This window comes from Leptotrichia sp. OH3620_COT-345 (genome assembly GCF_003932895.1).
GTDB lineage: Bacteria > Fusobacteriota > Fusobacteriia > Fusobacteriales > Leptotrichiaceae > Pseudoleptotrichia.
Genome location: NZ_RQYW01000001.1, coordinates 144126 through 170784, shown reverse-complemented (window position 1 = coordinate 170784; position 26659 = coordinate 144126). Strand labels below are relative to the sequence as shown.

The window sequence follows — 26659 nt, the reverse complement described above, 5'->3', positions numbered from 1 at the left end:
TATGATAGATATTGTCAATTAAATTAACTTTTTTATTTTTGTATCTTTTATTTCAGGTTAAAATAATTTTGCATAAATAAAGTTTCTTTTTTTAATGTATATCTTAAAAAACAATATCACAGATTTGTTAATTTCTTTTTTATTCATATAGATATTAGACATCCTTTATTTATGATTTAAAGTAAAAAATATTTTTAAAAATATAGTGAATTTAATTGAAATATAGTGTATAATAAAAAAATATCTGAAATAAAGAATTTAGATATTATAAATAAAATAAAGCAATGCGAAATATTGAAAGATAATAAAGAGAAAGAGGTGGAGAAAATATGTGGTTTACAAAATCACAGGAAGAAGTTTTAAGAGAATTGAATGTGGATCCGAAAATAGGTCTTACAACTGATGAAATAAATAAAAGACTGGAAAAGTACGGACAAAATAAATTAAAAGGGAAACCTAAAAAGAGCATATTTCAGTTATTTCTTGGACAACTTAAGGATGTACTGATTTATGTGTTAATAGGTGCAGCAGTTATAAATATAGTTGCACATGGTATAGAAGGAATTAAGGATGCCGTAATTATTTTAGCAGTTGTCTTTATAAATGCTATTGTAGGAGTAGTGCAGGAATCTAAAGCTGAAAAGGCATTGGAAGCTTTACAGCAGATGACTACGCCTAAAAGTCTCGTTAGACGTAATGGGGAAGTTATTGAAATAAGTTCCGAAGATCTTGTTCCGGGAGATATACTTGTAATTGATGCAGGGCGTTTTATTCCGGCTGACGTAAGACTTATTGAAAGTGCGAATTTACAGATAGAGGAGTCAGCTTTGACAGGAGAATCGCTACCGTCGGAAAAAAATGCTTCTTTTATTACTGAAGATACGAAAATATCTGTAGGAGATAAAGCTAACATGGCATTTATGTCAACAATGGCCACTTATGGAAGAGGAGAAGGTGTCGTTGTAGCAACAGCAATGGATACTGAAATCGGTAAAATTGCTAAAATACTTGATGAGGATGAAAATACATTGACACCGTTACAGATAAAGCTTGATGAACTTGGGAAAATTTTAGGATATATGGCAATAGGAATATGTGCTTTAATATTTGTAATAGGTATGTTTCAGGGAAGAGATATGCTTGATATGTTTATAACAGCTATAAGTCTTGCGGTAGCTGCAATACCTGAAGGTCTTGTAGCTATTGTAGCTATTGTACTTTCAATAGGTGTGACAAGAATGTCGAAAATTAATGCTATTGTGAGAAAATTACCTGCTGTGGAAACATTGGGAGCTGTAAATATAATATGTTCAGATAAAACAGGAACATTGACGCAAAATAAAATGACAGTTGTAAAAACTTATACTCTTGATAATTTAAGAGAAATTCCTTCAGAGGGAAAAAATTTTGAAGCGAATAATGATGAAAAGGAACTGATAAGATCATTTGTACTTTGCTCAGATGCTTCCATAGATAGCGGTCAGGATATTGGTGACCCTACTGAAGTGGCACTTGTAGTTTTAGGAGACAGATTTAATCTTGAAAAAAATACATTAAATACTGAATATAAAAGAGTAGGTGAAAATCCTTTTGATTCAGACAGAAAATTGATGTCAACATTAAATGAAGAAGGAAACAGATACAGGGTTCATACAAAAGGAGCAATTGACAATATTCTTACGAGAGCCGACAAAATACTTGTAAATGGACAGATTACTCCGTTAACTGAAGAAACTAAAGAAAAAATACTGAAAGTAACGGAGGAAATGTCCAATGATGCTCTTAGAGTGCTTGGAGTTGCATTTAAAGACGTTGAAAATATGATTTTACCTGAAGAAATGGAAAACAACCTTGTAGTTGTAGGAATTGTAGGAATGATAGATCCTCCAAGAACTGAAGTTAAAAGTTCTATCGATGAAGCAAAAAAAGCGGGTATCACACCTGTTATGATTACGGGAGATCATAAAAATACTGCTGTTGCCATTGCCAAAGAACTGGGAATAGCTACTGATATAAGTCAAAGTTTGACAGGAACTGAAATAGATGAGATTTCAGATAAAGAATTTGCAAAAAATATAAATAAATATAGAGTATTTGCAAGGGTATCACCTGAACATAAAGTTAAAATAGTGAGAGCTTTCAAAGAGCAAGGAAATATCGTTTCAATGACAGGTGACGGAGTAAATGATGCACCGTCACTCAAATTTGCAGACATAGGTGTAGCCATGGGAATTACAGGAACTGATGTTTCTAAAGGTGCGAGTGATATGATACTTACTGATGATAATTTTACAACAATTGTCCATGCTATAGAAGAAGGAAGAAATATATATAACAATATTAAAAAAACAATAATGTTTCTGCTTTCATGTAATTTAGGAGAAGTAATATGTGTGTTTTTTGCTACATTATTTAACTGGCCGTTACCTTTAATGGCAATACAGTTATTGTGGATTAATTTGGTGACGGATACATTACCTGCCATTTCACTGGGAGTGGATCCGGGAGATAAAGATGTTATGACAAGAAAACCGAGAAATCCTAAAGAAAGTTTTTTTTCAGGAGGAGCGGGAATAAGAGCTATAGTAGCCGGAACACTTATAGGAATATTAACACTCGCAGCATTTTATATAGGAATAGTGCATCATGGAAAAATGCCTATAAATGGTGATTTTTCAATTCCTGAAGGTCAAGCAGCTTTGACATATGGAAGAACGATGGCATTCATAGTATTGACAGTGTCTCAGCTATTTTATTCTCTAACTATGAGAAACAGTAAGAAAACTGTCTTTGAAGTGGGCTTCTTTAAAAATAAATATTTGATTTTATCTATAATAGTTGGAATAGCATTACAGGTAGGACTTACTTCAATACCGTCACTTGCAGCTGTATTCAAAGTTACTCAGCTTAAACTTGTGGACTGGGATATAGTCATAATATTTGCACTGATTCCATTTACTGTAAACGAAGTAATAAAATTAATTTCCCGAAATATAAAGAAATAATCTATATATTAAAATAAAAATTAAAATTTTGAATTATACAAAATTTATGCTTTATACTTAGAATATTCTTTATAAAATTAAAGCTAAAAATTATATTTTAACATATGAAAATTTAATTTTTGATTAAAAACATGAATAAAATGCGAATTTTACTTGACAAATTAAAAAAAAAGGTTAAAATACAAGTGTAGAGTTGATGTTTGTATTTTTACAAATAACAATTTATAAATCTTTAGGAGGAAAAAATGTCAAAAAAAGAATTTGTAGAAGCTTATGCAAAAGCAACGGGAGAAACTAAAAAAAGAGCTGAAGAATTAGTAAATGAATTTTTAGGAACTGTTGAAAAATCTTTATCTAAAGGAGAAACTGTACAGTTTGTCGGATGGGGAACTTTCGGAGTTCAAAAAAGAGCTGCGAGAAAAGGTAGAAATCCTCAGACAGGTAAAGAAATAAAAATAGCTGCTAAGAAAGTGGTTAAATTTAAAGTAGGTAAAAAATTAGCTGATAAAGTGGCAAAAGGAAAATAATGAATTAAAAAAGAGATGTATGTTTATCAGATCATCTCTTTTTTTATTTACATTTAAAATATATAATATTCAAATTTTTTATATTTTATAATAAAATAATATGTACTTAAAAATTAAATGTAGAAAGAAGGAGGCATTATGGAATTTTACAATCATATTTATCTTGAAAACAGTAGATTAATAACCGATAAATTATTTTTTTTTTTGGTTTATTTATCATACTATTGTTTTTAGTCTTTGTTTTATCAAGATGGTTCAAAGGAAGTATTACATTGAAAGAAAAACAATTGAGTTTACTGGTTCTTATTTTGGTATTATTATTCGGATTATCAAAAATGAGTGAATATCAATTACAAAATGATCAGGAGAAAATATATAAAAATATGGCAAGTGTTGTTAGGGGATTATCAAAAAAATTTCATGTATCCGAAGATGAAATATGTGTAAATACAAAACAGATAACCGAACATACCGTTTATAAAATTAGAGACAAATTTTATCAAATACATTGGGTTGACGGAACTATACTTGTTGAAGAAATGAAAGTTCCTTATGTTGATGAAATAAAGATATTTGATAAATAATGAAAAATGAAAGGAGAGTAAAAATGCCGTTTATAATATCTATGGCAATAAAATTGACAATAGGTTTTTCAGCACTTGTTCTATTTATGAATTTAAATGGAAAAGGTCAGCTTGCTCCTTTATCAACAGGAGATCAAATAGGGAATTATGTTCTTGGAGGAATTATAGGAGGAGTAATATATAATCCTTCCATAACAATAGTTCAATTTTTAATGGTTTTATTAATATGGGGTTTACTTATGACTGCTATAAATTTTCTTAAAAATACGAGTACGGAAATGAAAAATATAATTGATGGTCAAATAATAACTTTAGTAAAAGATGGAAAAATGGCGACAGAAAATTTTGCTAAAGCAAGTATGTCAATTTTAGATTTTTATACTAAGCTAAGAATGAAAGGTGTTTATAAAGTTTCAGATATTGAGGAAGCGTTTACGGAATCCAACGGTCAGATTACCATAATAAAAAAAGAAGATAATCTTGGAATAATGTTAATTGCTGAAGGAAAAATTATAGAAAGTAATTTGGAACATGTAGGAAAAGATATAAGGTGGTTGGTGAAAAAACTAAATGAAAAAGGAATTGAAAGTATAGAGAATATATTTTTAGCTGAAATTTCAGGAGATGATTTATTTATTGTAAAAAAAGAGTAAAAAATTATCCTATGTTTTCAGGATAAATAGAAAAAATAATAAAGATATTAGAGGAAAAATAATACAAGTATAAAAATAAATATATATGAAGATAAATATAAAAATAAGTTATAAATATTATATAATATTAAAAATTAAAAATCAAAAATTAACAAAATATATTTTTGATAGAAATATATAATGAAATATGTTATAATTAAAAAATAAAATTATTTAAGGAGGAAATTCAGATGAAAACAATTATGAGAGGTGTACTGTTATTCGGTATGTTAGGAGGCATGTTACTATCATGTGGAGGAAATGGAAACAAGAAAGAAAAAAAAGTTGAGAAAACTCAAGTTGAGAAAAAAGTTTATAAAATCGGGATATCACAGATAATTGATCATCCGGCATTAAATTCTGCTAAACAAGGGTTTAAAGATGCTTTGATAAAATCAGGAATAGAATCGGAATTTGATGACAGAACAGCAAACGGTGAAATCCCTACACAAACATTAATAATGCAGCAATTTTCAGCAGATAAAAAAGATTTAGTGTATACAATTACTACACCGACATCACAAGCAGCAAAAAATCAGATAAAGGATATTCCTATTGTCATAGCCGCAGTTACAGATCCTAAAGGAGCCGGCTTGGAAGGCGTTGAAAATATTACAGGAACAAGTGGAGCTGCTCCAATTAATGAAAATCTTGAGTTAATGAAACAGGTGTTTCCAAAAGTAAAAAAAATCGGTATAATTTATAATTCATCTGAACAAAATTCAGTTTCCGAATTAAATAATTTAAAGAAACTGGCCCCTGAAAAAGGATTTCAAATACTTGAAAAAGCTATAACAAATGGTACGGAACTTGTTGCAGCGGCAAATATAATTTCAAAGCAGGTTGATATTTACTACGCAATACAGGATAATACAATTTCTTCATATTTTCCTACATTACTTGATATTCTAAATAATGCAGGAATACCTGTATTTGCTACAAGTGACGTTTATTCCGATAGAGGAGGATTGATTTCTCAGGGAACGACTGATTATGACCTAGGTTATAGAGCAGGAGAAATAGCAGTGGAAATATTGAAAAATGGAAAAAAACCTGCGAATATTCCTATTGAAACAATAAAAAATCTTAAAATAGAAATAAACAGAAAAAATATGGAAATGTTAAAAATAAAAATTCCTGAAGAAATATTGAAAAAAGCTGTATTTACTGAAGATAAAAACAAAAAGTGATTTTTTCTCTGAATATTTATTAGTGCATTTATACTTTGTCTATCGACTACAAAATTTTTAAATTCTCAAAAATATTCATTGAATTTGAAAAATAGTAAACTTAATATGTTTAGACAGATGTTTTTCTAATCGACATAATTCAAATTTTTTCGGAAAACTTTTGAATATCGGAGATTTGAAAAAATAATAGAATATATGTGTATCAGATTAATAACAAAACGGTAAATTTTATGTGAAAACGTAAAGTTTTTTGTTTTGTTATATTTTTTGGAAAAATAAAAATTAAATAATCAAATCAGTATTGATATTAAATTTCTTTATTTATTATGTAAAAATAAGTTTTCAGTTTTTCTGAATTATGCTATAATAACACCTATGAAATAAATAAAGGAGCAAGAATGAGTAATAAAATAAAAAATATAGCGATTATCGCCCATGTTGATCATGGAAAAACTACTTTAGTAGATGCGTTATTAAAGCAGGCAGGAACATTTGCAGAGCATGAAAAAGTAAGTGAAAGAATAATGGACAGTAATGATCTAGAGAGAGAAAGAGGAATAACTATTTTTTCTAAAAATGCTTCAATTCATTATAACGGATATAAAATTAATATAGTGGACACACCGGGGCATGCCGATTTTGGTGGAGAAGTACAGAGAATATTAAAAATGGTAGATTCGGTGTTGTTACTTGTGGATGCTTTTGAAGGGGTTATGCCTCAAACAAAATACGTTTTGAAGCAAGCACTTGAACATGGACTTAGACCGATTGTCGTAATTAATAAAATAGACAGACCTAATTCCAATCCTGATGAAGTTGTAGATACAGTATTTGATTTATTTGTAGATTTGGGAGCAAATGATTTGCAACTTGATTTTCCGGTAGTATACGCATCAGCAAAAAATGGATTTGCTAAAATTAATATTGAAGATGAAAACAAAGATATGAAACCATTATACGACATGATTTTAAAATATGTAGATGAACCCGATGGAGATGAAAACGAACCTCTTCAAATTCTTATTACAAATACTGAATATGATGAGTATGTGGGGAAATTAGGAACAGGAAGAATTTACAACGGAAAAGTAAGGAGAAATCAGGATATTGTATTAATAAAAAGAGATGGAGAACTTGTAAATAGTAAAATTTCGAGAATTTACGGTTATGACGGACTAAAAAAAATAGAAATGGAAGAAGCAGGTGTAGGAGATATTATTACGATTGCGGGAATTGATAAAATAGATATAGGGGAGACTGTTTCTGAAAGGGAAAATCCGCGTGCTTTACCGTTAATAGACATAGATGAACCTACATTGGCAATGACATTTATAGTAAATGATTCTCCTTTTGCAGGAAAAGATGGTAAATATATTACTTCAAGAAATCTTCTGGAAAGACTGACAAAAGAGGTAAATCATAATGTAAGTATGAGACTTGAAATGACAGATTCTCCTGATGCTTTCATAGTAAAAGGTAGAGGGGAGCTCCAATTATCCATATTACTTGAAAATATGAGGCGTGAAGGGTATGAGGTGGCAGTATCGAAACCGGAAGTTATTTATAAAGAAGAAAACGGTACAAAAATGGAACCTGTTGAACTTGCCATAATAGATGTTGCTGATGAATTTGTCGGAGTAGTCATTGAAAAAATAGGGCTGCGAAAAGGAGAAATGCTGAATATGGTTCAGGGAAGTGACGGATATACAAGGTTGGAGTTCAAAGTACCGTCACGTGGACTTATCGGATTCAGAAATGAATTTTTAACTGAAACAAGAGGAACAGGAATATTGAACCATTCATTTTTTGAATATGAACCCTATAAAGGAGATATTACCGGAAGAAGGAAAGGAGTACTTATTGCTTTAGAGCAGGGAACAAGTATAGGATACTCATTAAATAATCTCCAGCCGAGAGGAATACTGTTTATCGGTCCGGGGATTGAAGTGTATGAAGGAATGATAGTCGGTGAGCACTCAAGAGAAAATGACCTTATAGTAAATGTATGTAAAGGAAAAAAGCTCACAAATATGAGAGCAGCAGGAAGTGACGATGCGTTGAAACTGGCTCCACCTAAAGAATTTACTCTGGAATTGGCTTTAGAATATATTGCCGATGATGAGTTAGTGGAAATAACACCAAATAATATAAGATTAAGAAAGAAATATTTAAGTGGAATTGAAAGAAAGAAGTACGAAAATTCAAAAAACTGATAAATATAAAAATAGACAGTGACATTAATACTGTTTATTTTTTATTTACAAAAATGATATTACATTAAAGTTGAAAGAATTTATAGAATATTGATATTAAAACCATGATGACAATTTTTTCTTATCGTTATTCTTTTTATTTTTTATGAAAAGGGATAATTGATAAATCTTATAATCCATTGAAATCAAATTTTTAAGTAAAGATATCAATTATAAACTTTTAAAATTTAAGATAGAAAAAACTTTTCTTTTTGTATAGTTAAAAATGACAACAGCTTGTAATTAAATCAAATGTTTTTATATTTTATCTGTTATAATTTTTATTATTAATTAGAAAGAATTAAAGCTTTTTAAAAAATTATTTGTACAATAAAAAAGTATTAAAAAATTATTGCATAAATTAATTTTAATACTTTACTATAAGAAATTTTATGGTGCGAGTGGTGGGATTTGAACCCACACGGACTAAGTCCACTGCTCCCTGAAAACAGCGTGTCTACCGTTTCACCACACTCGCTCAACTACATTAGATTATCATATTTATAAAAAAATTTCAAGAGGAAAATAAATTTTTTATTTTAAGTGAAAATGGAATGAGACTATTTTAAAAATAAATTGAAAATAATGGAAGAAGTTATATATAAAGAAAAAACAGCCTAAAAAATCAGAGCTGCTTTCTTTTAAATCTATATTTATAATTATATTATAACTTAAATAACAATGCTTTATAAGTAGGTAGCTTCCAAGTGGAATAATCGGTTATTTTTTCAATTTCATCACAAGGATTTCTAAGTGCTTTTAATCCTGAAACTAATTTATCGGCAGCTAAATCAGTCTGCTTTGAAAGATCTTTTTCAGATTTTACTGTTTCTATGCCTGCTTCCAGAGACTTTATTTCTTTTCTTAAAAGATTAATATTAGTCAGTAAGAATTTTAAAAGCTCTTCCTGTTCACTTACAAATTCTTTGCCGAATTTTTCTGTTTTATTTATATTATCGGCTAAAATATTGGCATATTTAACAGCATTAGGCAGTATATGTTTATTGGCAATATCAATTAGAACTCTGGACTCAATCGTCAATTGTGTTACATATCTTTCAGCATAAGCAATATAACGGGCTTCCGCTTCCGCTTTTGTAACCATTCCCGTTTCTTCAAACATATTTACAATTTCAGGTGCAATTAATGCCCTTAATGCTTCATTTGATGAAGTTATATTCGTTAATCCTCTTTTTTCAGCCTCTTTAGCCCATTCATCTCCATATCCGTTTCCGTTAAATATAATTCTTCCATGATTTTTATAAGTATTTGAAATAATTTCAATGACTGTTGTATCAATATTATCAGAGCTTTCAAGTTTATCGGCATATTCACTCAGAACTTTGGCAACAATGGAATTTATTGCTGCGGCGGTAGTTGCGGGTGTGGAACTTGAACCGGGCATTCTGAATTCAAATTTATTTCCTGTAAAAGCAAAAGGGGAAGTTCTGTTTCTGTCTCCTGAATCGGTATTTAAAGTAGGTAGAACACCTTCAATTCCTAAATTTAAAGATCCGACTCCTCCGACAGGTTTATTTTTACCTAATGCAATATTTTCAAGAATATCTGTTAATTCATCTCCAAGAAAAATGGATATTATAGCAGGAGGGGCTTCATGTCCTCCAAGTCTATGATCATTTGTAGCAGAAGCAGTTACTCCTCTTAGCAAAGGATAATATCTGTCTACGGCTTCTATTACTGAAGAAATGAATAAAAGAAATTGTCTGTTATTTTTAGGATCTTTTCCGGGACTGAACAGATTCTTTCCGTCATCAGTTCCTAAAGACCAATTGTTATGTTTTCCCGAGCCGTTTACTCCCGTAAATGGTTTTTCATGAAGAAGAGCGACCAGTTCATGTTTTAGTGCAGTTTTTTCAATAGTTTCCATTATTATCTGATTTTGATCTGAGGCAAGGTTTGCTCTTGAAAATAATGGAGCAACTTCAAACTGATTAGGAGCTACTTCATTATGTCTGGTTTTAGAAGGAATACCTAATTTCCATAATTCAACATCTACATCACTCATAAAATTTATAACTTTATTTTTTATTCTACCGTAGTAATGATCGCTTAATTCCTGTCCTTTAGGTGCAGGTGCTCCGAACAATGTTCTTCCTGTCAGTAATAAGTCTTCCCTACTTTCAAATAAATCTCTTCTTACAAGGAAATATTCCTGTTCAATGCCTAAAGTATTAAATACATGATTAGTAGTAGTATTTCCCAAAACTTTTAATATTCTTAACGCTTGTTTCCCTACAGCATTCATTGATCGCAATAGTGGGACTTTTTTATCAAGAGCCTGTCCGCTGAAAGAAATAAATGCAGTAGGGATATATAGCGTAGTCCCATTTTTATTTTCTCTTATAAAAGGATATGAACTTGTATCCCATACTGTGTATCCTCTTGCTTCAAATGTACTTCGCAATCCTCCGTTAGGAAATGATGAAGCATCGGATTCTCCTTTAATCAGACTTCTTCCTGAAAATTTATAAATAACATCTTTATCTCCTGTAGGTTCTAAAAATGAATCGTGTTTTTCAGCTGTTAAGTCTGTCAAAGGTTGAAACCAATGGCAATAATGTGTAGCTCCTCTTTTTGTAGCCCAATCTTTAATAGCATTTGCAATAACATCAGCAGATTCTTTTGATAAACGGGCTTCTCCCAATTGCGAAGCTTCAAATTCCTTGAATACACTTTTAGGAACCCTTTTTTTCAGATTACTTTCGGTGAACACATTTTCTCCGAATACTTTCATAGCGTTTTCCATAATTACCTCTTTCTTTCATTTTCAGTTGTCTTGATTAGAAGATAACTTTTTAATATGTGACATTATATAATAAAATAAATATTGTAGTCAATTATGAATTATATTAATAATAAAATTTTAATTTTTTTGTTTAGAAAATCAAAGAATTAAAAAAATTTTTTTATTATAAATAACAAATAATATATATAAATAATATACTTTACTGTAATTAATAAATATTGTATAATCTTTTATAATACAGTTAAAATTAGAATTTATCGAGGTAATTGGAATGAAAAATGCTGTTATATACATACATGGTAAAGGTGGAAACGGGAGAGAAGCTGATCGATATAAAAAATTTTTTAGTGATGAATATGAAGTTATAGAATTTAATTATAAATCAGAATTTCCTTGGGAAATTAAAATAGAATTTTTAAAATTTTTTGATCATATAAACTCTCAATATAGTGAAGTTTTGTTAATAGCAAATAGTATAGGCGCTTATTATTCTATGCTGTCATTGGCGGACAAATCTATCAAAAAAGCTATGTTTATTTCGCCAATTGTAGATATGGAAAAATTAATTTTGAATATGATGAACTGTTCAAATATATCAGAGGAAGAACTGTATAAAGAAAAAGTAATTACAACATCCTTTGGAGAGCTTTTATTTTGGGAATATCTTTCTTATGTTAGAAAAAATCCGATAACTTGGAATACACCGACTAACATTCTTTATGCAGAGAATGATAATATGACTTCTTTGGAAACAATGATGAATTTTGTAAATAAGATTGGTGCAAATATAACAGTTATGAATAATTGAGAGCATTGGTTTCATACAGAAGAACAAATGATTTTTTTGGATAATTGGGTTAAGAAATTTATATAACAAATCATTATTTATTAATAATAATTACTTCTTTAGGTTATATATGGGCAAGATTAATAGGAAATGTTTTTTTCTTACGGTGTTGATTGTACAGTTTATTGTATTCTGTTTGTTTATAATAAAATGTATTCACCTGTTTAATTTAATTTTATTAAAGAAAACAGATTTTTATGAGGTGTTTGATCACATGACTTAATTTATTTTCGGTATGCGATCAATTTTTAATGTTTTTGCCTGATAGAAAATATTTATTTAAATATTTATCTTTTAGTTCGGAGAATAACTTTTATAAAAAACGGAATATCTGTTTAAAAAAATATTTTAAAAATACAATATAACTTAGTATTTATTGATTTAATATAATATATATTTAAGTTATAAAAAATTTGAAGTAATATGGAAATGAGGAAAATAGATGAATGAAAATCATAAAAACGCAAGGTACAAAATTCTTGAAAAAAATATTATGGACGAAGTAGATGTTTCAAAAGAAACTTTTCTTATATTAAGTTGTGCCATAATAATCGCATCAGTAGGGTTAAATACAAACTCTATTGCGGTTATTATAGGTGCAATGCTTATTTCGCCTCTCATGTCTCCTATACAGGGTATAGGATTAGGCTTATCAAAAGGAGATGTTAAACTGACATATAAATTTTTATATCAGCTACTATTATTTATTTTAATAAGTGTCGCAAGTTCAACTTTTTATTTTATCCTTACTCCGATATCAGAAGCGACTGAGCAGATTATAAGCAGGACATCACCGACTTTATGGGATGTTTTAATTGCAGCATTCGGAGGGATTGCAGGAGTAATAGGTAAAGCCAAAAAAGATGGTGGAAATGTTACACCGGGAGTTGCTATTGCGACTGCTTTAATGCCTCCCCTATGTGTTGTAGGTTATGGATTTTCTCAAAGTAATTTTTCAATTGTTTTTGGAGCGGGTTATTTATTTATAATAAACCTGTTCTGTATTATGACTTCAACTTTTATAGGAGTAAAGATTTATTATGGAAAAATGGCGAAAGAGTCGTCATTCAGGCAGAAAGTAATATTTTATGTTATTACATTTTTAGTAGTTGTTCCGAGTATTTATACAGCTTCTATATTAGTAAAGGAATCTTATCAGCAGACATATATCAATCAGTTTATAAATACTGAACTGAAAAATCATTATGTGTTTGACAGAAATATAAATAATGCTGAAAAAATAATCAGTTTCAGAGTAGTAGGAGACATTTTATCTAAAGAAAATATTGAAAATTTAGAAAAAAAGTTATTCAAATATAAACTGAATAATTATAATCTCATTATAAAACAGTTATCAGATAATAAATATCTGACAGCTCAAGAATTATCAAGTTATCTTAAAAAAGAAGCGATAAAAACAAATGAAAGTAAAAGTATAAAATTTGATGAAGAACTTGAAAAAATAGAAAATATATTATATAAGGATTATAAAACTGACATTTTAGATATTCAGGCAGGAAGAGTCTTTGACAGTAAGAAAACGGAAAATTTTATTTGTATAATAACAGTTAAAAATGATGTATCAGATGAAACAATTAACAAAATAAAAGAATCAAAATTTAATACAAAACATGAATATATAATTATAATTCAAAAACGGGAAGAAAAATAAAAATTTTTGCACCACAAAATTTAAGTTGTCAGTTTTTGTTAAATAAGTTTAAGAGAAATTTTTTGTCAAATATTTTTCTAAAAAAATCGGATTTCACTTTTTTTCCTTGACAAATAATAAGTTATTTATTATAATATCTTGTATTATAGTAATTTTAAAGAGCAGTATTTAGGAATAATGCTTATTATATACCAAAATTATTGGAAAGGAGTCGATAATAATGGCAGTACCTAAGAAAAGAACTTCTAAAGCGAAGAGAAACATGAGAAGAGCACATGATTCAATCAAAGCACCTAATATAATAGTTGAAGCTGATGGAACAGTGAGAAGACCTCATAGATTAAATTTGGAAACTGGAGTATACAGAGGTAGACAAGTACTGGAATCCGAAAGTTCCGTAGCTGATTCTGAATAATAGTGAAGCAAGATAAAGCAGTCTTGCTTTTTTTGTATAAAAATTATTAAAAAGAGTGATTATAAATTGTAATTTTTAGTTTTTTATGGTAAACTTCATAATATCTAAATCCTTAAAAAAGGAGAATTTATGGAAAAAGATTTTGAATCTTCAGAAACGGAAAAACAACCTGTTTCAGAAAATTCAGAAAGCGAAAAATCACAAAATATAATATTTGAGATAAACGGTAAAGTAAGAAAAAATATAAAATTTATTGAAAAACTGCTTAATGTATTAGGAATTTTAAAAATTATAATGGGGAGTTTATATTTTATTTTTGCCATGGGAATTTTTTGGATGGAAGATTTTATTCTTGCAATTACAAATATTTTATTTGGAGGTATAAATATTATATTGGCTTTAAAAATTATAAAATTTAAAAATACTCTTCAGAATTTTTCAGAAAATGAAGATGAAAATATGTTGAGAAATTTTGTTAACAAAGAAGTTTCGTTAATATTAAAAGCAGCAGTCAGTTATATATTAACAGGATATTCTATAAATTTAGTATACACATTCTTTTTAATATATAATAATATGCATAGATAGGAGAGAAATATGAAAGAAGATGCATTTGACAATAGTAAAATAAATAGAATATTTTTGAAATCTGATAAAGAAACAGATAAAAATATAAATTTTATCCAAAAAATATTAAGAATATTAAGTTTTTTAATGTATTGGAAAGCTTTGGGTTCATTTCAGCTAGTTTTAAATATAAGAAAAGAAGCTTTATTAAATATTGAAGTAAGTTATCAGAGTGTTATTTTTACTGTTATAGAAGGAGTTTTATTTTTAATTACAGGATTTCAGCTGGGAAAAATATTTGAAAATATAAAGATGATGTTAAATACTGAAAAGAAAGTTTTGAATAATGAAATAATATTTGGAAAAGTAATTTTTATTTTAAAAATTCTTATTATGTTTACTATTTTAGCAATAATACTTACATGCATAAGAATTTCTGAGATAATTAATTATATAATGACAGTGTTATAAAACAAATAATAAATAACTGAGGTGAATAAATGAAAATAGGAATATTGGGAACAGGGTCTTATTTACCCGAAAAAGTGTTAACAAATGATGATCTTGCAAAAATGGTTGATACTAATGATGAATGGATAAGAACCAGAACCGGAATAATAGAAAGAAGAATTGTAGCAGAAGATGAGGCCACATCGGATTTGGCTTATAAAGCTGCAAAAAGTGCCATAGAAGATGCAGGAATAAATAAAGATGAAATAGAGTTGATAATTGTAGCGACAATGACTCCTGATCATGTTACTCCATCTACGGCGGCAATAGTACAGGACAGATTGGGAATCAGAGCAGCGGCTTTTGATCTTTCGGCGGCATGTACAGGTTTTGTTTATGCTTATACTACAGGTTACAGCTTTATTAGAGCAGGAATATATAAAAAAGTTCTTGTTATCGGAGCTGAGGCAATGACAAGAACTATTGACTGGGAAGATAGAGGTACATGTATTTTATTTGGTGACGGAGCCGGTGCCGTTGTTTTAGGAGAAACGGATAGTGGAGGATTCATAGCTTCGAATCTTGTGGCAGACGGTTCGGGAGCGTGTGAACTCATGATACCTTCAGGAGGATCAAGAAAACCTGTAAGTATAGAAACAATAAAAAACAAAGAAATATATATGCAAATGAATGGAAGAGAAATTTTTAAATTTGCGGTAAAAGTTTTCCCTGAAACAGTGGAAAATGTTTTAGAACAAGGAAATATAACAGCAGACGATGTAGATTTATTTATTCCTCATCAGGCAAATATAAGAATTATAGAATCCATAGCTAAGAGATTTAAACAATCGATGGATAAATTTTATGTAAATCTCCAGAAATATGGAAATACTTCTGCAGCAACAATACCTATTGCAATTGATGAGGCTAATAAAGAAGGTAGGCTGAAAAAAGGTGATAAATTGGTAGCTGTTGGATTTGGAGGCGGTTTAACTTACGGTTCAGTATTGTTTGAGTGGTCAAAATAAATGGAAATTAAATTAAAATTAAATATATGAGAGGGTGAATCAGATGAATAAAAAATTATTATGGGGAACGGTTATAATTCTTTTGAGTATATTTTACGGTATTCAAACATTATTTCCCGATTTTTTATCTGAAAGTGTGATGAAATATATTTTCAATTATCAGATGATATTAATACTGATAGGAGTATTTTTCATTGTTAAGAAAAGCAAACTTGGATGGTTTGTATTGGCAATAGGATTTTATCTGTATTTTCAGCAATTCCTTGGTGAATATTTTACAAAAGGATTGCCTATATTGACACTTATCGGAGGTATAGTTCTTGTTACTTTAGGGTTTAAAGAAACAAATGTAGGAAAACCTAAAAAGGATAAAAAAGCATTCAAACCTTCAGAAGCCGCTGAAGAAAATAAAGAAAACAAAGAAGAAATAGTTGATGCTGAAGAAGTAAAATAAGGAGGAGTAATGTCAAAAATAGCATTTGTATTTCCCGGTCAAGGCACTCAATATGCAGAAATGGGAAAAAAGTTATATGATGAAGTAAATGATGAAACAAAAAAAATAATTGACAGAATATTTGAAAATATAGAAAATAAAAATATAAAAAAAGTTTTGTTTGAAGGAACAGAAGAAGAATTGAAAGATACTAAATATGCTCAGCCTGCAATAGCACTTCTTTCAGTAGTATTTACAAAACTTCTGAAAGATAAAGGAATAATACCTGATTATGTTGCAGGACATAGCTTAGGAGAGTACAGTTCTCTTTATGCAGCCGGTGTTTTAAATGAGACGGAAACTTTAAAATTAATTTCCGCAAGAGGTGAAATTATGGGTAATGCCCGTGTGGAAGGAGCAATGGCGGCAGTGTTAGGACTTTCTTCAGATGAGGTTGAAAAAGTGTGTGAAGAAATAAGTGGCATAGTGGAAGCCGTAAATTATAATGAGCCTAAGCAGACAGTGATTGCAGGAGAAAAGGAAGCTGTTGAAAACAATATTGAGATTTTTAAAGGAAAAGGTGCTAAAAGAGTTATTCCTTTGGCTGTATCAGGACCTTTTCATTCTTCACTTATGAAACCTGTTGCTGAACAGTTGAAAGAAGAATTTAAAAATTATTCATGGAATAATCCTGAAATTCCCGTTATTGCAAATACAACTACAAAAATATTGAATACATCTGATGAATTGAAAGAAGAACTGTATAGACAGACTTTCGGTCCTGTGAAATGGGTAGATACAATAACAGTATTAGCTGAAAATGGAGTAAATAAAATATATGAAGTAGGTCCGGGTAAAGTTTTGGCAGGACTTATAAAAAAAATTAATAAAGAAATTGAAGTAATTAATATTGAAAGTGTTGAAGATATAAATAATGTATAATTTAATAAATTATAATTTGAAATGTAGAAAATTCAGTTTTAACCAAACAAGAAAAATAAAAATGTCACTTTGTGAGAGTTGAAAAGTGACATTTTTTATTTTGCAAAAATTATTTAAAAAATTTAGTTTTAAATTAGAAGATAAAAATTAAGTAACAAAAAATAAAGAAAAACAGGAACAGTATAAATTAAACTGAACTTTAAAATCAAAATATCCCGAAACCGTTAATTTCCATAAATCTGAAAAGTAAATCATTAGTAATTTTTTCATTTTTATGTTGTTCATAAGGTAAAGTAAAATCCCCATCTTTGTTAGTCCATAGTCTGTCATAGTAATCTAAAATATTTTTAGAAATATTTTGATCATATGTTGAAATGATTTTTATTTCATTTTCAAGATTATAATTTCTCATATTTCTTCTTGTAAAATTTGTAGAACCTCCGTAAGTAATTATATAGTCTTTTTTTAGGATAGAAAGCATTTTTACATGATACATTTCCTCACCTTTATTATAAAATTTTATTTCAATTTTATAATTATGCTTTCTTGCATATTTCATAAGATTTCCAGCAGCTGCTTTATTTGGTACTCCTGCATTGGAATTATTGAGTATAACCTGAATATCTGCACCTCTTTTAGCTGCTTTTTTAATATCGTTTATAATTCCTCTGTCAGCCAGAAAAAACTGTGCAATTATTATTTTATCTCCTATTGTCGTAAGTGAAAGTTCTTTGGAAATATCAGCAGCTGTCTGTCCTTCAGTAAAGTACTGTAGTCTAATTTTAGTATTATCGGATATAGGAATTTTACTGAAATCTCTGTTAGGAAGATGCTGTTTCAGGCTTCCGTCAGACTTTGTAATTTTAGCTGCCGCTTGTTCGGAAGAATATATCTCTTTTAAAATTGGAGAAGAAAATTTGAAAGCTACATTGGAATGTTTTGAACCTTCAGCATGAGGATTGGCAGAAGTCAACATAGCTGTATTTTCATTCATAATTAATTTTCTATGGTTAGCCTTGGCATTTAATGCTCTGAGAATACTTCTTACAGTGACTTTATCGGTACCTTCATAAACGGGATTTTTAATCTTTCCTTTATTTTTAGGATTTCCGAAAGGTCTTATAAATAATCTCCAGGGAGTAGAATAAACAGGCATAGGATCTCTTAGTTTTGCCAAATCTACATATCCGATTTTAACTCCTGCTTCTTCAAGTTTTTTATGGGTTTTATTATCAAAAGCCCCATAAAAAGTATTACTTTCGTCGAGAATAAGATAAATTTCCACATTGGGGTCTTTTTTTCTTTTTTCGAGAATTTTTTCTGAAAATTCTTCAGCAATGTTTAAAGGTTCAAGTTTTTCTTTTACTCCCTTTCCCAAAAAGTCATTAAATACAAAAATATCCATAAGAAAAAATTCTTTAGCGTTATCAAGTATGTTGTATGCCTGTTCCCATATTTGTCTTTCATATTGTATTTTTCCATTTTTCTTATATGTTAAATCATAGTAGAAATCAACATTGTCTGCATTATATATTTTGGATTTGTAAGAAAGTCCTTGGGGTAGAGATACGCAGGATAAAAGAAATAAAAAAATAAATATATTAAAAAAAATAAACTTTAATTTTGTCATAATTCTTCCTTTCATATATAAAGTAAAATTCACACAGGATTTTAATATTTTTCTTTGATTGAGTACATTATATTAATTTTTATTTGAAATAAAAAAATAAAAATAAGTTTCAAATTTTTTAATTTATATTATACTTTCAAGTTATAAAAATTTTTGATTTTATTAAATATCATATCGTATTTTAACTGAAACTTAAATTTTATTTTGTAGTTATTTATTGTACTAATTATACCATTTTTATTTCAAATATCAAAGAATAATTCAAAGACTATTGAATAATAGTTCAATATATGATATTATATTGAATATCAAAATATTAGGAGATGATTATACATGAATGAAATAATAAAGCAACTAAAAAATAGAAGATCTGTAAGAGAGTTTACAGGAGAAAAAGTGAAAGAAGAAGATTTGAAGCTGATTTTAGAAACAGCTCAAAGATACCCGAATTCCGTTCATGGACAGCAGACATCATTAATAGTTATAAGAGATAAGGAAACTATTAAAAAAATAGCTGAATTGTCGGGAGGACAGAAACAGGTGGAAACCGCAGATGTATTTATTTTAATATTAATAGATTATTATAGAGGTACATATGCCGCAAAAAGTTTAGGAAATAAGCATTTCGGACCTAAATCGGCAGACGGGATACTTGTAGGAGCCGTGGATGCAGGTATTATGTTAAGTACAATTCAGACAGCAGCAGAATCATTAGGATACGGAACGACTGCAATAGGTGGACTTAGACTTAATCCTGAAATATTTATAGAAATGTTTAATTTACCTGAACATGTATTTCCTATTTTAGGAACAACTATAGGAGTTCCACAGGAAAATAAATTGAAAAGTCCTAAACCCAGAGTACCTTTTGAAAGTTTTTCATTTGATGAGAAATATGACAGTGAAAAGTCAAAAAAAGGTGTAGATAAATTTGAAATAATCTATGATGAATGGAAAGCCGAAAATAATCTGAATCATCTTCCGTCTTATAAAGAAAATGTATCTAATGCATATAAGCAGATAAGATATAACAAAATTAAATCTACTATGGAAAAGCAGGGATTTGAATTTACGGATGATGAAAAATAAATAAAAAAATAATAGATAAGTCTACTTTAAGATTATATCGATATATCTGAATATCTGAAAAGTTGATAATATTTCAGAACAGGAAAATTAAAAAACATTTGAAATATAGAGTTTTAAGATATAGGTTCAATTTTTCATGATATTTAACATTATCATTTAATAAAAATTAAGTATAATTTTAAAATTTAAGTTTTTAAAATTTCGATGTTTTTTAGATTATGAGAAATAAAAAAAATAAACCTATAAATTTAAAAAAAATTTGACGGATATAAAAAATTATATATTTTATTTGAAAAAAGAAATTCATATAAAAATAGACAGAAAAATTATCCTGATTATAGATTTAGATATCTGTTAAATTATAGGGATATTCCCTAAACAATAAGTGAAAACGGTGAAGAAACGGGTGTTTATATTTTAGTCATATTTGAGTCTTTGGAGAAATTTGTCGGAATATACAGAGCAGATATAATGATGAAAATAGATTCATAACTACTCCTGAGAATAGAGAGTGTAATATTTTATAAGTGGAAGCATTAGTGAAATTTCAAGAAAGACTTTTCAGTATAAAATAATAGATAAATAAGTATTATCCAAAAAATATTTAAATATAAAATTCTATTTTTAAAAATAGATAAAACACAGGGCTGTTTCATAAATTGAAAGTATATTTAATTTATATATTTGTAATTCTATAATTTATAAAGTTTGAAAAAACAGTTTGTAATTTAAAGAATGTTCAGTGTATATAGTTTAAAAATAATTTTCTGTTTATGGACAGCCTTAAATTATATTTTTACTGAATAAAACATGTGATGTATTTGTAAAAATTTAAAGGAGAAATAGTTTAATTTAACGGGAAATTTGTCAGAAAAATTGGTAATATATTTACAATAAAAATTTAAATTTTAAAGAAAAAAATAAATAAAACGTATTTTATACCTAAAAATTCGGATATTATTCAAAATAATATTTAAAAAAAAGGAAAAATATTATATAATTATTATATAATATATAAAGTGTAATATAAAATCGGAGGGAATTCATGTGGAAACATTGAGAGAATTTTATAAAATTGGAAACGGACCTTCAAGCAGCCATACTATGGGTCCTGAAAGGGCTGCTTCACTGTTTAGAAAAAGATCCGAAGAAAAATATGGAATTGATTTAAGATACAGAGTGGAACTTTATGGAAGCTTAGCAGCTACAGGAAAGGGTCATCTGACAGATTACATTATAAGAGAAACATTGCAGAGTTTTGGAAAAGATAATGTGGAAGTTGTATTTATGTCTGAAGTTGTATATGATTTTCATACAAATGCAGTAAAATTTTCAGTTTATGAGAAAAATGATAAGGAATTTGAGAATTTACTGGAAGAATCATTGTTTTTTTCTGTAGGGGGCGGAACTATAGTTGAAGAAACGGAAGGGGAAACTTTAAGCAAAAATGAAAATGTAGAGCATATTTATCCTCAGAAAAATTTTAAAGAAATAATGGATTATTGTGAAAAGGAAAAAATAACTCTTCCTGAATATGTTGAAACATATGAAGGTAAAGAAATATGGAATTATCTGAAAAAAATTTGGGAAGCAATGGATGAAGCTGTTTATAGAGGGTTAAATGCTGAAGGATATTTACACGGCCAGCTCAAACTGGAAAGAAAAGCCAAAAAATTTTATGAAAAATATCTGAATTCTCCTTTTAAAGATTTTAAAGGAAAAGTATATTCTTATGCGTTGGCAGTTTCAGAAGAAAATGCAAGTGCGGGAAAAGTAGTAACTGCTCCTACATGTGGAGCTTCAGGATTAATTCCCGCATTGCTTAAAACTTTTCAACAAGAAAATGATTTATCTGAAGAGAAAATTTTAAAGTCATTGGCAGTAGCCGGAGTAATAGGAAATATTTATAAACAGAATGCTTCAATTTCCGGAGCGGAAGTGGGCTGTCAGGGAGAAGTGGGAGTAGCTTGTTCTATGGGAGCGGGAATGGTGGCGTATATAATGGGAGCGGATATAGCCGAAATAGAATATGCGGCAGAAATAGCAATGGAACACTGTTTGGGAATGACTTGTGATCCGATGTTGGGATACGTACAGATACCGTGCATTGAAAGAAACGCTATATACGCAGCTAAGGCAGTAGACTGTGCTCAGTACAGTCTTATGTCGGGAAGTAGTCATCTTATTTCCTTAGATGAAGTTGTGGAAACAATGCTTGAAACAGGAAAGGATCTTCATTCTAATTATAAAGAGACATCTCTTGCAGGACTTGCAAAGCTGAAAAAAGAAAAGCTAAACCTTGAATAAATAAGATTATAGGGGGATAAAATGAATTTTTTAGGGCATTCAATGATTTCTTTTGAAGTTGACAGAAAAAATAATAAAGAGACTTTGTATGGAAATTTTACAGGAGATTTTTATAAAGGACTTATAACAAAAATAACTCTTCCTGCCGGATTAAAAGAAGGAGTTGTTCTTCATAGAATAGTAGACAGTATTTCAGACAGAGAAGAAAATTTTTTAAATGAACTATTAAAAGAAAAATTCGGAATATACAAAGGAATTGTTTCAGATATGTTTGTAGATCATTTCCTATCAAAAAAATTTGATAGGTTATTCAATGAAAATATTAATGATATTGAAAAAGAAATTTTTTATAATATAAAAATCAATGAAAAATATTTTCCTGAAAGATTTGAAAATGTTTTCAGTTGGCTTGTATCTGAAAGAATTTTATCAAAATATGCAGATATTAATGTATTGGAAAAAGTATTTTCAGGAATTTCAAAAAGAATGAGAAATGGCACCGTTCTTACTTTAGCAGTTGAAGAATTGAAAAAAAATTATAATGAATTTGAGGAAAAATCAATTAAAGAATTTGAATATGTAAAAAACAACAGTATTAAAAAATTTTTAGATAAAATAAAGTAAAAAATATTAGGAGGATAGAAATGAAAAAAATCTTATTTACATTATTAATTTCGATGCAGGGATTAATAATGGCAGAATCAAAACCGAAAGCAACAGCTGTAAAGCCTCAGAAAAAAACTGAAACTAAAGCAGCAGCTAAAACAGCCCCCAAAAAAGACGAAATTAAAAAATTCAGTACATTAAAGGAAGCGGCGGATGATTATGCAAAAGTAATGCAAGAGATTTCGAATTACGGTTCAAGAGAAATGCTTAAAACGATTAATGTTGATGTTGATAAATATGTGAGTGCAAGAGGGGATCAGGAACTGGCTAAAAAATGGGAAGATACAAATACAATGTTACTGGAGCAGTTTGAAGTATCGGTATATAAAGTAAACGAGCACGGTAATTTGGGAGACGTAGTATTTTTAATACGTGGATATAATGAAAATGCTTTAAGTAAGTATTTGAACGATAATCTTGACAAATATGCTAAAATAGATAAAGGAAAAAGTGAAGTCGAAATTGACATAGAAGCATATATAAATCTCCAATATGAATATCTTTCAAATATAAGTAAAGTCAATATTGCAACTTCAACAGTAAATTTTGTTAAAACAGGAAATGAATGGAAAGTTGTAGAAGAAAAAGCAAAAAAATAAAAGTTCGTAAATGAAAGAAGGAAAAGGGGAGTTATGTTGATAGATTATCACATACATTTTGAATATGGTGATTATGATGAAAAATGGGTAAAGTTGTTTTTTGAGCAGGCAGAAAAAAAGGGATTAAAAGAAATAGGAATAACTGAACATACACATGGATTTAAAGAATTTAAGGATTTATACTTTGAAGATCTTATTTTGGATAATTCGAAAATGGGGCAATTTCAGAAAAAATGGCTCAATAATCCTAAAACAAAATTTGTACACACTCTGAGTGAGTATGTAGATTTTATAAGTATGCTAAAATCAAAAGGATATCCTGTAAAATTAGGATTGGAAGTATGTAATTTTAGAAATCAGATTGAAGTTAGAAAAATATTAAAAAAATATGAATGGGATTACTTAATAGTGTCCATTCATTTTATAAAAGGTTGGGGATTTGACTTTAATACCTTAAAACATAAATTTTCAGAAAGAAATTTAACTGACATATGGAAAGATTATGTCTATGAAATAGAAAATGTCATAACAGACGGATTTTATGACATACTGGGACATCCTTTCAATTTACGTTTGTTTAATAATATTCCTTGTAAAAATGATGTTGAAAAATTACTTGAAAAAACAGCTTTGTTAATTAAACAGGAAAATATGACAATTGATATTAATACAGGAACATATTATAGGTATCCTGTAAAGGAAATAACACCTTATGCCGATTTTATGGAATATGTAAAGAAATATGATATTCCTGTAATTTTATCCAGTGATGCCCATTATCCTGAACATGTGGGCATGGAGATAAAAGAAGCGGCAAATTATGTAAAAAGATTTGGAATTATGGAAATAGCAACATTTAATAAAAGAAAAAGAATACTTGAAAAAATTTAATAAAGCTATATTAATTTTATATATTATTATAGTTTATTGTAATTTTTGATTAAATTTTAATAGATTCAAAATTAATTTATTGAAGGATGATAAATAATGGAAAAATTTACTCTTGAAATATGTGTGGATAGTGTTGAATCCGCTATCAATGCTCAAAAAGGAGGAGCAAATCGCCTTGAGTTATGCAGTAATCTCATAATAGGAGGAACTACTCCCACAAAAAGTCTTTTTGAAGAAGTAAAAAAAAATGTGGATATACCTGTAAATGTACTTATAAGACCAAGATTTGGTGATTTTCTATATTCTCCTTATGAGTCGGATATAATAAAAAATGAAGTAGAAATGTTCAAAAAACTGGGAGCAGATGGAATAGTAGTAGGTGTTTTAACTGAAAACGGAGAAATAGACACTGTGAATATGAAAAAAATAATCGAAAAATCGGAAAATATACCCATAACTTTTCATAGAGCTTTTGATGTGTGTAAAGATCCTGTAAAGGCTTATTATGAGCTGAAAGAATTGGGAGTAAAAATTATATTGACTTCAGGTCAGGAAGAAAACTGTTTGAAAGGGAAAAAAAATCTGAAAAAATTAGTAACACTATCAAATAATGATAAAAACAACAGCCCGGAAATATTAATCGGTGGAGGACTGAATATAAACAATATTAGTGAAATTGCAAAATATACAAAAGGAACTTCCTTTCATTTTTCAGCAAAGAAAATCAAAAAAAGTAAAATGATTTATAAAAATGAAAATGTCAATATGGGATTAAAAGAGTTCAGTGAATTTGAAATTATCGAGACAGATATGAAATTAGTAAGAGAAATGTCGGCTTATCTTAAAAGCATATAAATAGAAACTCTATAAATTAAAAAATTATGTTTTATAATAACGTAGGAATTAATTTTCCTACTTTTTTTAATCTTAACAATAATTAATTTTCAATAGAATTTCAGTATTTTTAAAAATTTAAAAATATTATAAAGAACTAACGTTATTCACTTTGATTTATAATGATTTTTTGTGAAATAATTTTCTATCTAAATTTTGAATTAAAAATGATTTTTTAGTGATTTCATAAAAATTGAAATATATAGACAATATATTTTTTATATTATGTAATAAACGTATTTTTATAATATTGAAAAATTATAAAGTAGTAGTTATACCTTAATTTATAAAACAAACTAGTATTCTAAATTAACACATTTTTTTAAAAAATATAGGTTTAATATATAAGCTATAATATTAAAAAAAGTAAAAAATCCGCGTAATTACTATATTTCAAATAATTATCGGATTTTTTACTATCCAAAGTTTTTTATTGTGTTGTTAAAATTTTATAATTTTAATTATGAGAACTAACTAAACGGATTTATTGCCCATCTGAATGTTCTGCTATAATAATTACTGTCCAAACTTGAAACAGTAACTCTTCTACTTCCGGAAGAAGCATGGATAAACTGCCTATTTCCCATGTAGATACCTACGTGTGAAATACGACCTTTTCCGGTTGTTTCAAAAAATACCAAATCACCTTTTTTCATATTCATTGATGAAATTTTTGGTCTGAATGTTGCCTGAGCACTGGAAACTCTCGGTAAGCTAAGGTCAGCAGCCTTTTTAAAGACATAACCGACAAAACCGGAACAGTCAAAACTATTTGGTCCTGTAGCACCCCAAACATAAGGTGCTCCAAGTTTGTTAGAAGCAAATTCTATAATTTGGTCTCTAATACCGGATTTAACAGTACGTGAACTTTTTTCACTTTTACTGTTGCTATCTTTGACATTTAAAGACATAGAATCGTTTCTATAATAGTTTCCGATTATGTTTGTCAATTCATCTGAAGGATTTTTTTGTTTTGCAGCAAAAATCGATACAGATAATAACAGAGCTCCAGCCAGTGTTACTATTCTTTTCATGTAACCTCCAATCTACCATAGAACTTTGGTGCTAATATTTTATCATTAAAAACTTTGAAAAAAATTAGAAACAATAAGAAAAATATTTTATTAAAAAAATGGGTTATTATTTATAAAACAGAACAGTTGAATTGTTATTTATTATATGATATTATATATAAAATATGAAAAACCGATT

At 28.5% G+C, this 26659-nt stretch carries 22 protein-coding genes, 1 tRNA gene and 1 pseudogene; 20 read left to right on the top strand and 4 right to left on the bottom strand.

The window, feature by feature from the left end:
- Positions 1 to 329 precede the first annotated feature (329 nt).
- From EII29_RS00740 to typA, 6 genes are all read left to right on the top strand, one after another.
- On the top strand, positions 330 to 3005 hold the full coding sequence (locus tag EII29_RS00740; RefSeq protein WP_125235627.1) for a cation-translocating P-type ATPase: 2676 nt from the start codon (positions 330 to 332) through the stop codon (positions 3003 to 3005).
- Between the two features lie 245 nt (positions 3006 to 3250).
- A complete protein-coding gene (locus EII29_RS00735) occupies positions 3251 to 3532 on the top strand; it encodes an HU family DNA-binding protein (protein ID WP_125235626.1) in 282 nt (93 codons plus the stop codon).
- A 224-nt stretch (positions 3533 to 3756) separates the two neighbouring features.
- Positions 3757 to 4116 (top strand): DUF3290 family protein, encoded by a 360-nt coding sequence (locus tag EII29_RS00730; protein ID WP_233573210.1) that lies wholly within the window; start codon positions 3757 to 3759, stop codon positions 4114 to 4116.
- Positions 4117 to 4139: 23 nt separating this feature from the next.
- On the top strand, positions 4140 to 4769 hold the full coding sequence (locus EII29_RS00725; protein WP_125235625.1) for a DUF421 domain-containing protein: 630 nt from the start codon (positions 4140 to 4142) through the stop codon (positions 4767 to 4769).
- A gap of 230 nt (positions 4770 to 4999) precedes the next feature.
- Positions 5000 to 5998 (top strand): ABC transporter substrate-binding protein, encoded by a 999-nt coding sequence (locus EII29_RS00720; protein ID WP_125235624.1) that lies wholly within the window; start codon positions 5000 to 5002, stop codon positions 5996 to 5998.
- A gap of 398 nt (positions 5999 to 6396) precedes the next feature.
- The gene (gene typA / locus EII29_RS00715) at positions 6397 to 8211 is read left to right on the top strand and encodes a translational GTPase TypA (RefSeq protein ID WP_125235623.1); all 1815 of its coding nucleotides are present in this window, start codon (positions 6397 to 6399) and stop codon (positions 8209 to 8211) included.
- A 432-nt stretch (positions 8212 to 8643) separates the two neighbouring features.
- Here typA and EII29_RS00710 read toward each other — a convergent pair.
- Both EII29_RS00710 and EII29_RS00705 read right to left on the bottom strand, forming a co-directional pair.
- Positions 8644 to 8728 (bottom strand) — tRNA-Leu (locus EII29_RS00710).
- Between the two features lie 186 nt (positions 8729 to 8914).
- Positions 8915 to 11017, bottom strand: coding sequence for a glutamine synthetase III (locus tag EII29_RS00705; protein ID WP_125235622.1), 2103 nt, complete (start codon positions 11015 to 11017; stop codon positions 8915 to 8917).
- A gap of 271 nt (positions 11018 to 11288) precedes the next feature.
- Between EII29_RS00705 and EII29_RS00700 the strand changes: the two are divergent.
- From EII29_RS00700 to fabD, 8 genes and pseudogenes are all read left to right on the top strand, one after another.
- Positions 11289 to 11822: pseudogene (locus EII29_RS00700) on the top strand (alpha/beta hydrolase); the annotation flags it as partial.
- A 484-nt stretch (positions 11823 to 12306) separates the two neighbouring features.
- Complete coding sequence (locus EII29_RS00695) at positions 12307 to 13536, top strand: TIGR00341 family protein (RefSeq protein ID WP_125235621.1); 1230 nt, start codon at positions 12307 to 12309, stop codon at positions 13534 to 13536.
- A 220-nt stretch (positions 13537 to 13756) separates the two neighbouring features.
- A complete protein-coding gene (gene rpmF, locus EII29_RS00690; RefSeq protein WP_125235620.1) occupies positions 13757 to 13951 on the top strand; it encodes a 50S ribosomal protein L32 in 195 nt (64 codons plus the stop codon).
- Positions 13952 to 14080: 129 nt separating this feature from the next.
- On the top strand, positions 14081 to 14539 hold the full coding sequence (locus tag EII29_RS00685) for a hypothetical protein (protein ID WP_125235619.1): 459 nt from the start codon (positions 14081 to 14083) through the stop codon (positions 14537 to 14539).
- A gap of 9 nt (positions 14540 to 14548) precedes the next feature.
- Positions 14549 to 14989 (top strand): hypothetical protein, encoded by a 441-nt coding sequence (locus EII29_RS00680; protein WP_125235618.1) that lies wholly within the window; start codon positions 14549 to 14551, stop codon positions 14987 to 14989.
- A 29-nt stretch (positions 14990 to 15018) separates the two neighbouring features.
- A complete protein-coding gene (locus EII29_RS00675; protein ID WP_125235617.1) occupies positions 15019 to 15996 on the top strand; it encodes a beta-ketoacyl-ACP synthase III in 978 nt (325 codons plus the stop codon).
- 43 nt (positions 15997 to 16039) lie between these two features.
- A complete protein-coding gene (locus EII29_RS00670) occupies positions 16040 to 16450 on the top strand; it encodes a hypothetical protein (RefSeq protein ID WP_125235616.1) in 411 nt (136 codons plus the stop codon).
- Between the two features lie 9 nt (positions 16451 to 16459).
- Positions 16460 to 17371, top strand: coding sequence for an ACP S-malonyltransferase (gene fabD / locus EII29_RS00665; RefSeq protein ID WP_125235615.1), 912 nt, complete (start codon positions 16460 to 16462; stop codon positions 17369 to 17371).
- A gap of 205 nt (positions 17372 to 17576) precedes the next feature.
- Here the strand turns inward: fabD and EII29_RS00660 are convergent, their stop codons facing one another.
- The gene (locus tag EII29_RS00660; RefSeq protein WP_125235614.1) at positions 17577 to 19001 is read right to left on the bottom strand and encodes a phospholipase D-like domain-containing protein; all 1425 of its coding nucleotides are present in this window, start codon (positions 18999 to 19001) and stop codon (positions 17577 to 17579) included.
- A gap of 333 nt (positions 19002 to 19334) precedes the next feature.
- On the opposite strand from EII29_RS00660, the gene EII29_RS00655 reads away from it, so the two are divergent.
- The 6 genes from EII29_RS00655 (at position 19335) to EII29_RS00630 (ending at position 25408) form a co-directional block, all read left to right on the top strand.
- Entirely contained in the window at positions 19335 to 20090 is a 756-nt protein-coding gene (locus tag EII29_RS00655; RefSeq protein WP_125235613.1) for a nitroreductase family protein, read from the top strand.
- 1047 nt (positions 20091 to 21137) lie between these two features.
- On the top strand, positions 21138 to 22397 hold the full coding sequence (locus EII29_RS00650) for an L-serine ammonia-lyase (protein ID WP_125235612.1): 1260 nt from the start codon (positions 21138 to 21140) through the stop codon (positions 22395 to 22397).
- A 21-nt stretch (positions 22398 to 22418) separates the two neighbouring features.
- On the top strand, positions 22419 to 23021 hold the full coding sequence (locus EII29_RS00645) for an ACP phosphodiesterase (protein WP_125235611.1): 603 nt from the start codon (positions 22419 to 22421) through the stop codon (positions 23019 to 23021).
- Positions 23022 to 23041: 20 nt separating this feature from the next.
- A complete protein-coding gene (locus EII29_RS00640) occupies positions 23042 to 23662 on the top strand; it encodes a hypothetical protein (protein WP_125235610.1) in 621 nt (206 codons plus the stop codon).
- A 33-nt stretch (positions 23663 to 23695) separates the two neighbouring features.
- Entirely contained in the window at positions 23696 to 24553 is an 858-nt protein-coding gene (locus EII29_RS00635) for a histidinol-phosphatase HisJ family protein (RefSeq protein WP_125235609.1), read from the top strand.
- 96 nt (positions 24554 to 24649) lie between these two features.
- Entirely contained in the window at positions 24650 to 25408 is a 759-nt protein-coding gene (locus EII29_RS00630) for a copper homeostasis protein CutC (protein WP_199725995.1), read from the top strand.
- Between the two features lie 509 nt (positions 25409 to 25917).
- Here EII29_RS00630 and EII29_RS00625 read toward each other — a convergent pair.
- The gene (locus EII29_RS00625; RefSeq protein ID WP_125235607.1) at positions 25918 to 26481 is read right to left on the bottom strand and encodes a C40 family peptidase; all 564 of its coding nucleotides are present in this window, start codon (positions 26479 to 26481) and stop codon (positions 25918 to 25920) included.
- Between the last annotated feature and the right edge of the window lie 178 nt (positions 26482 to 26659).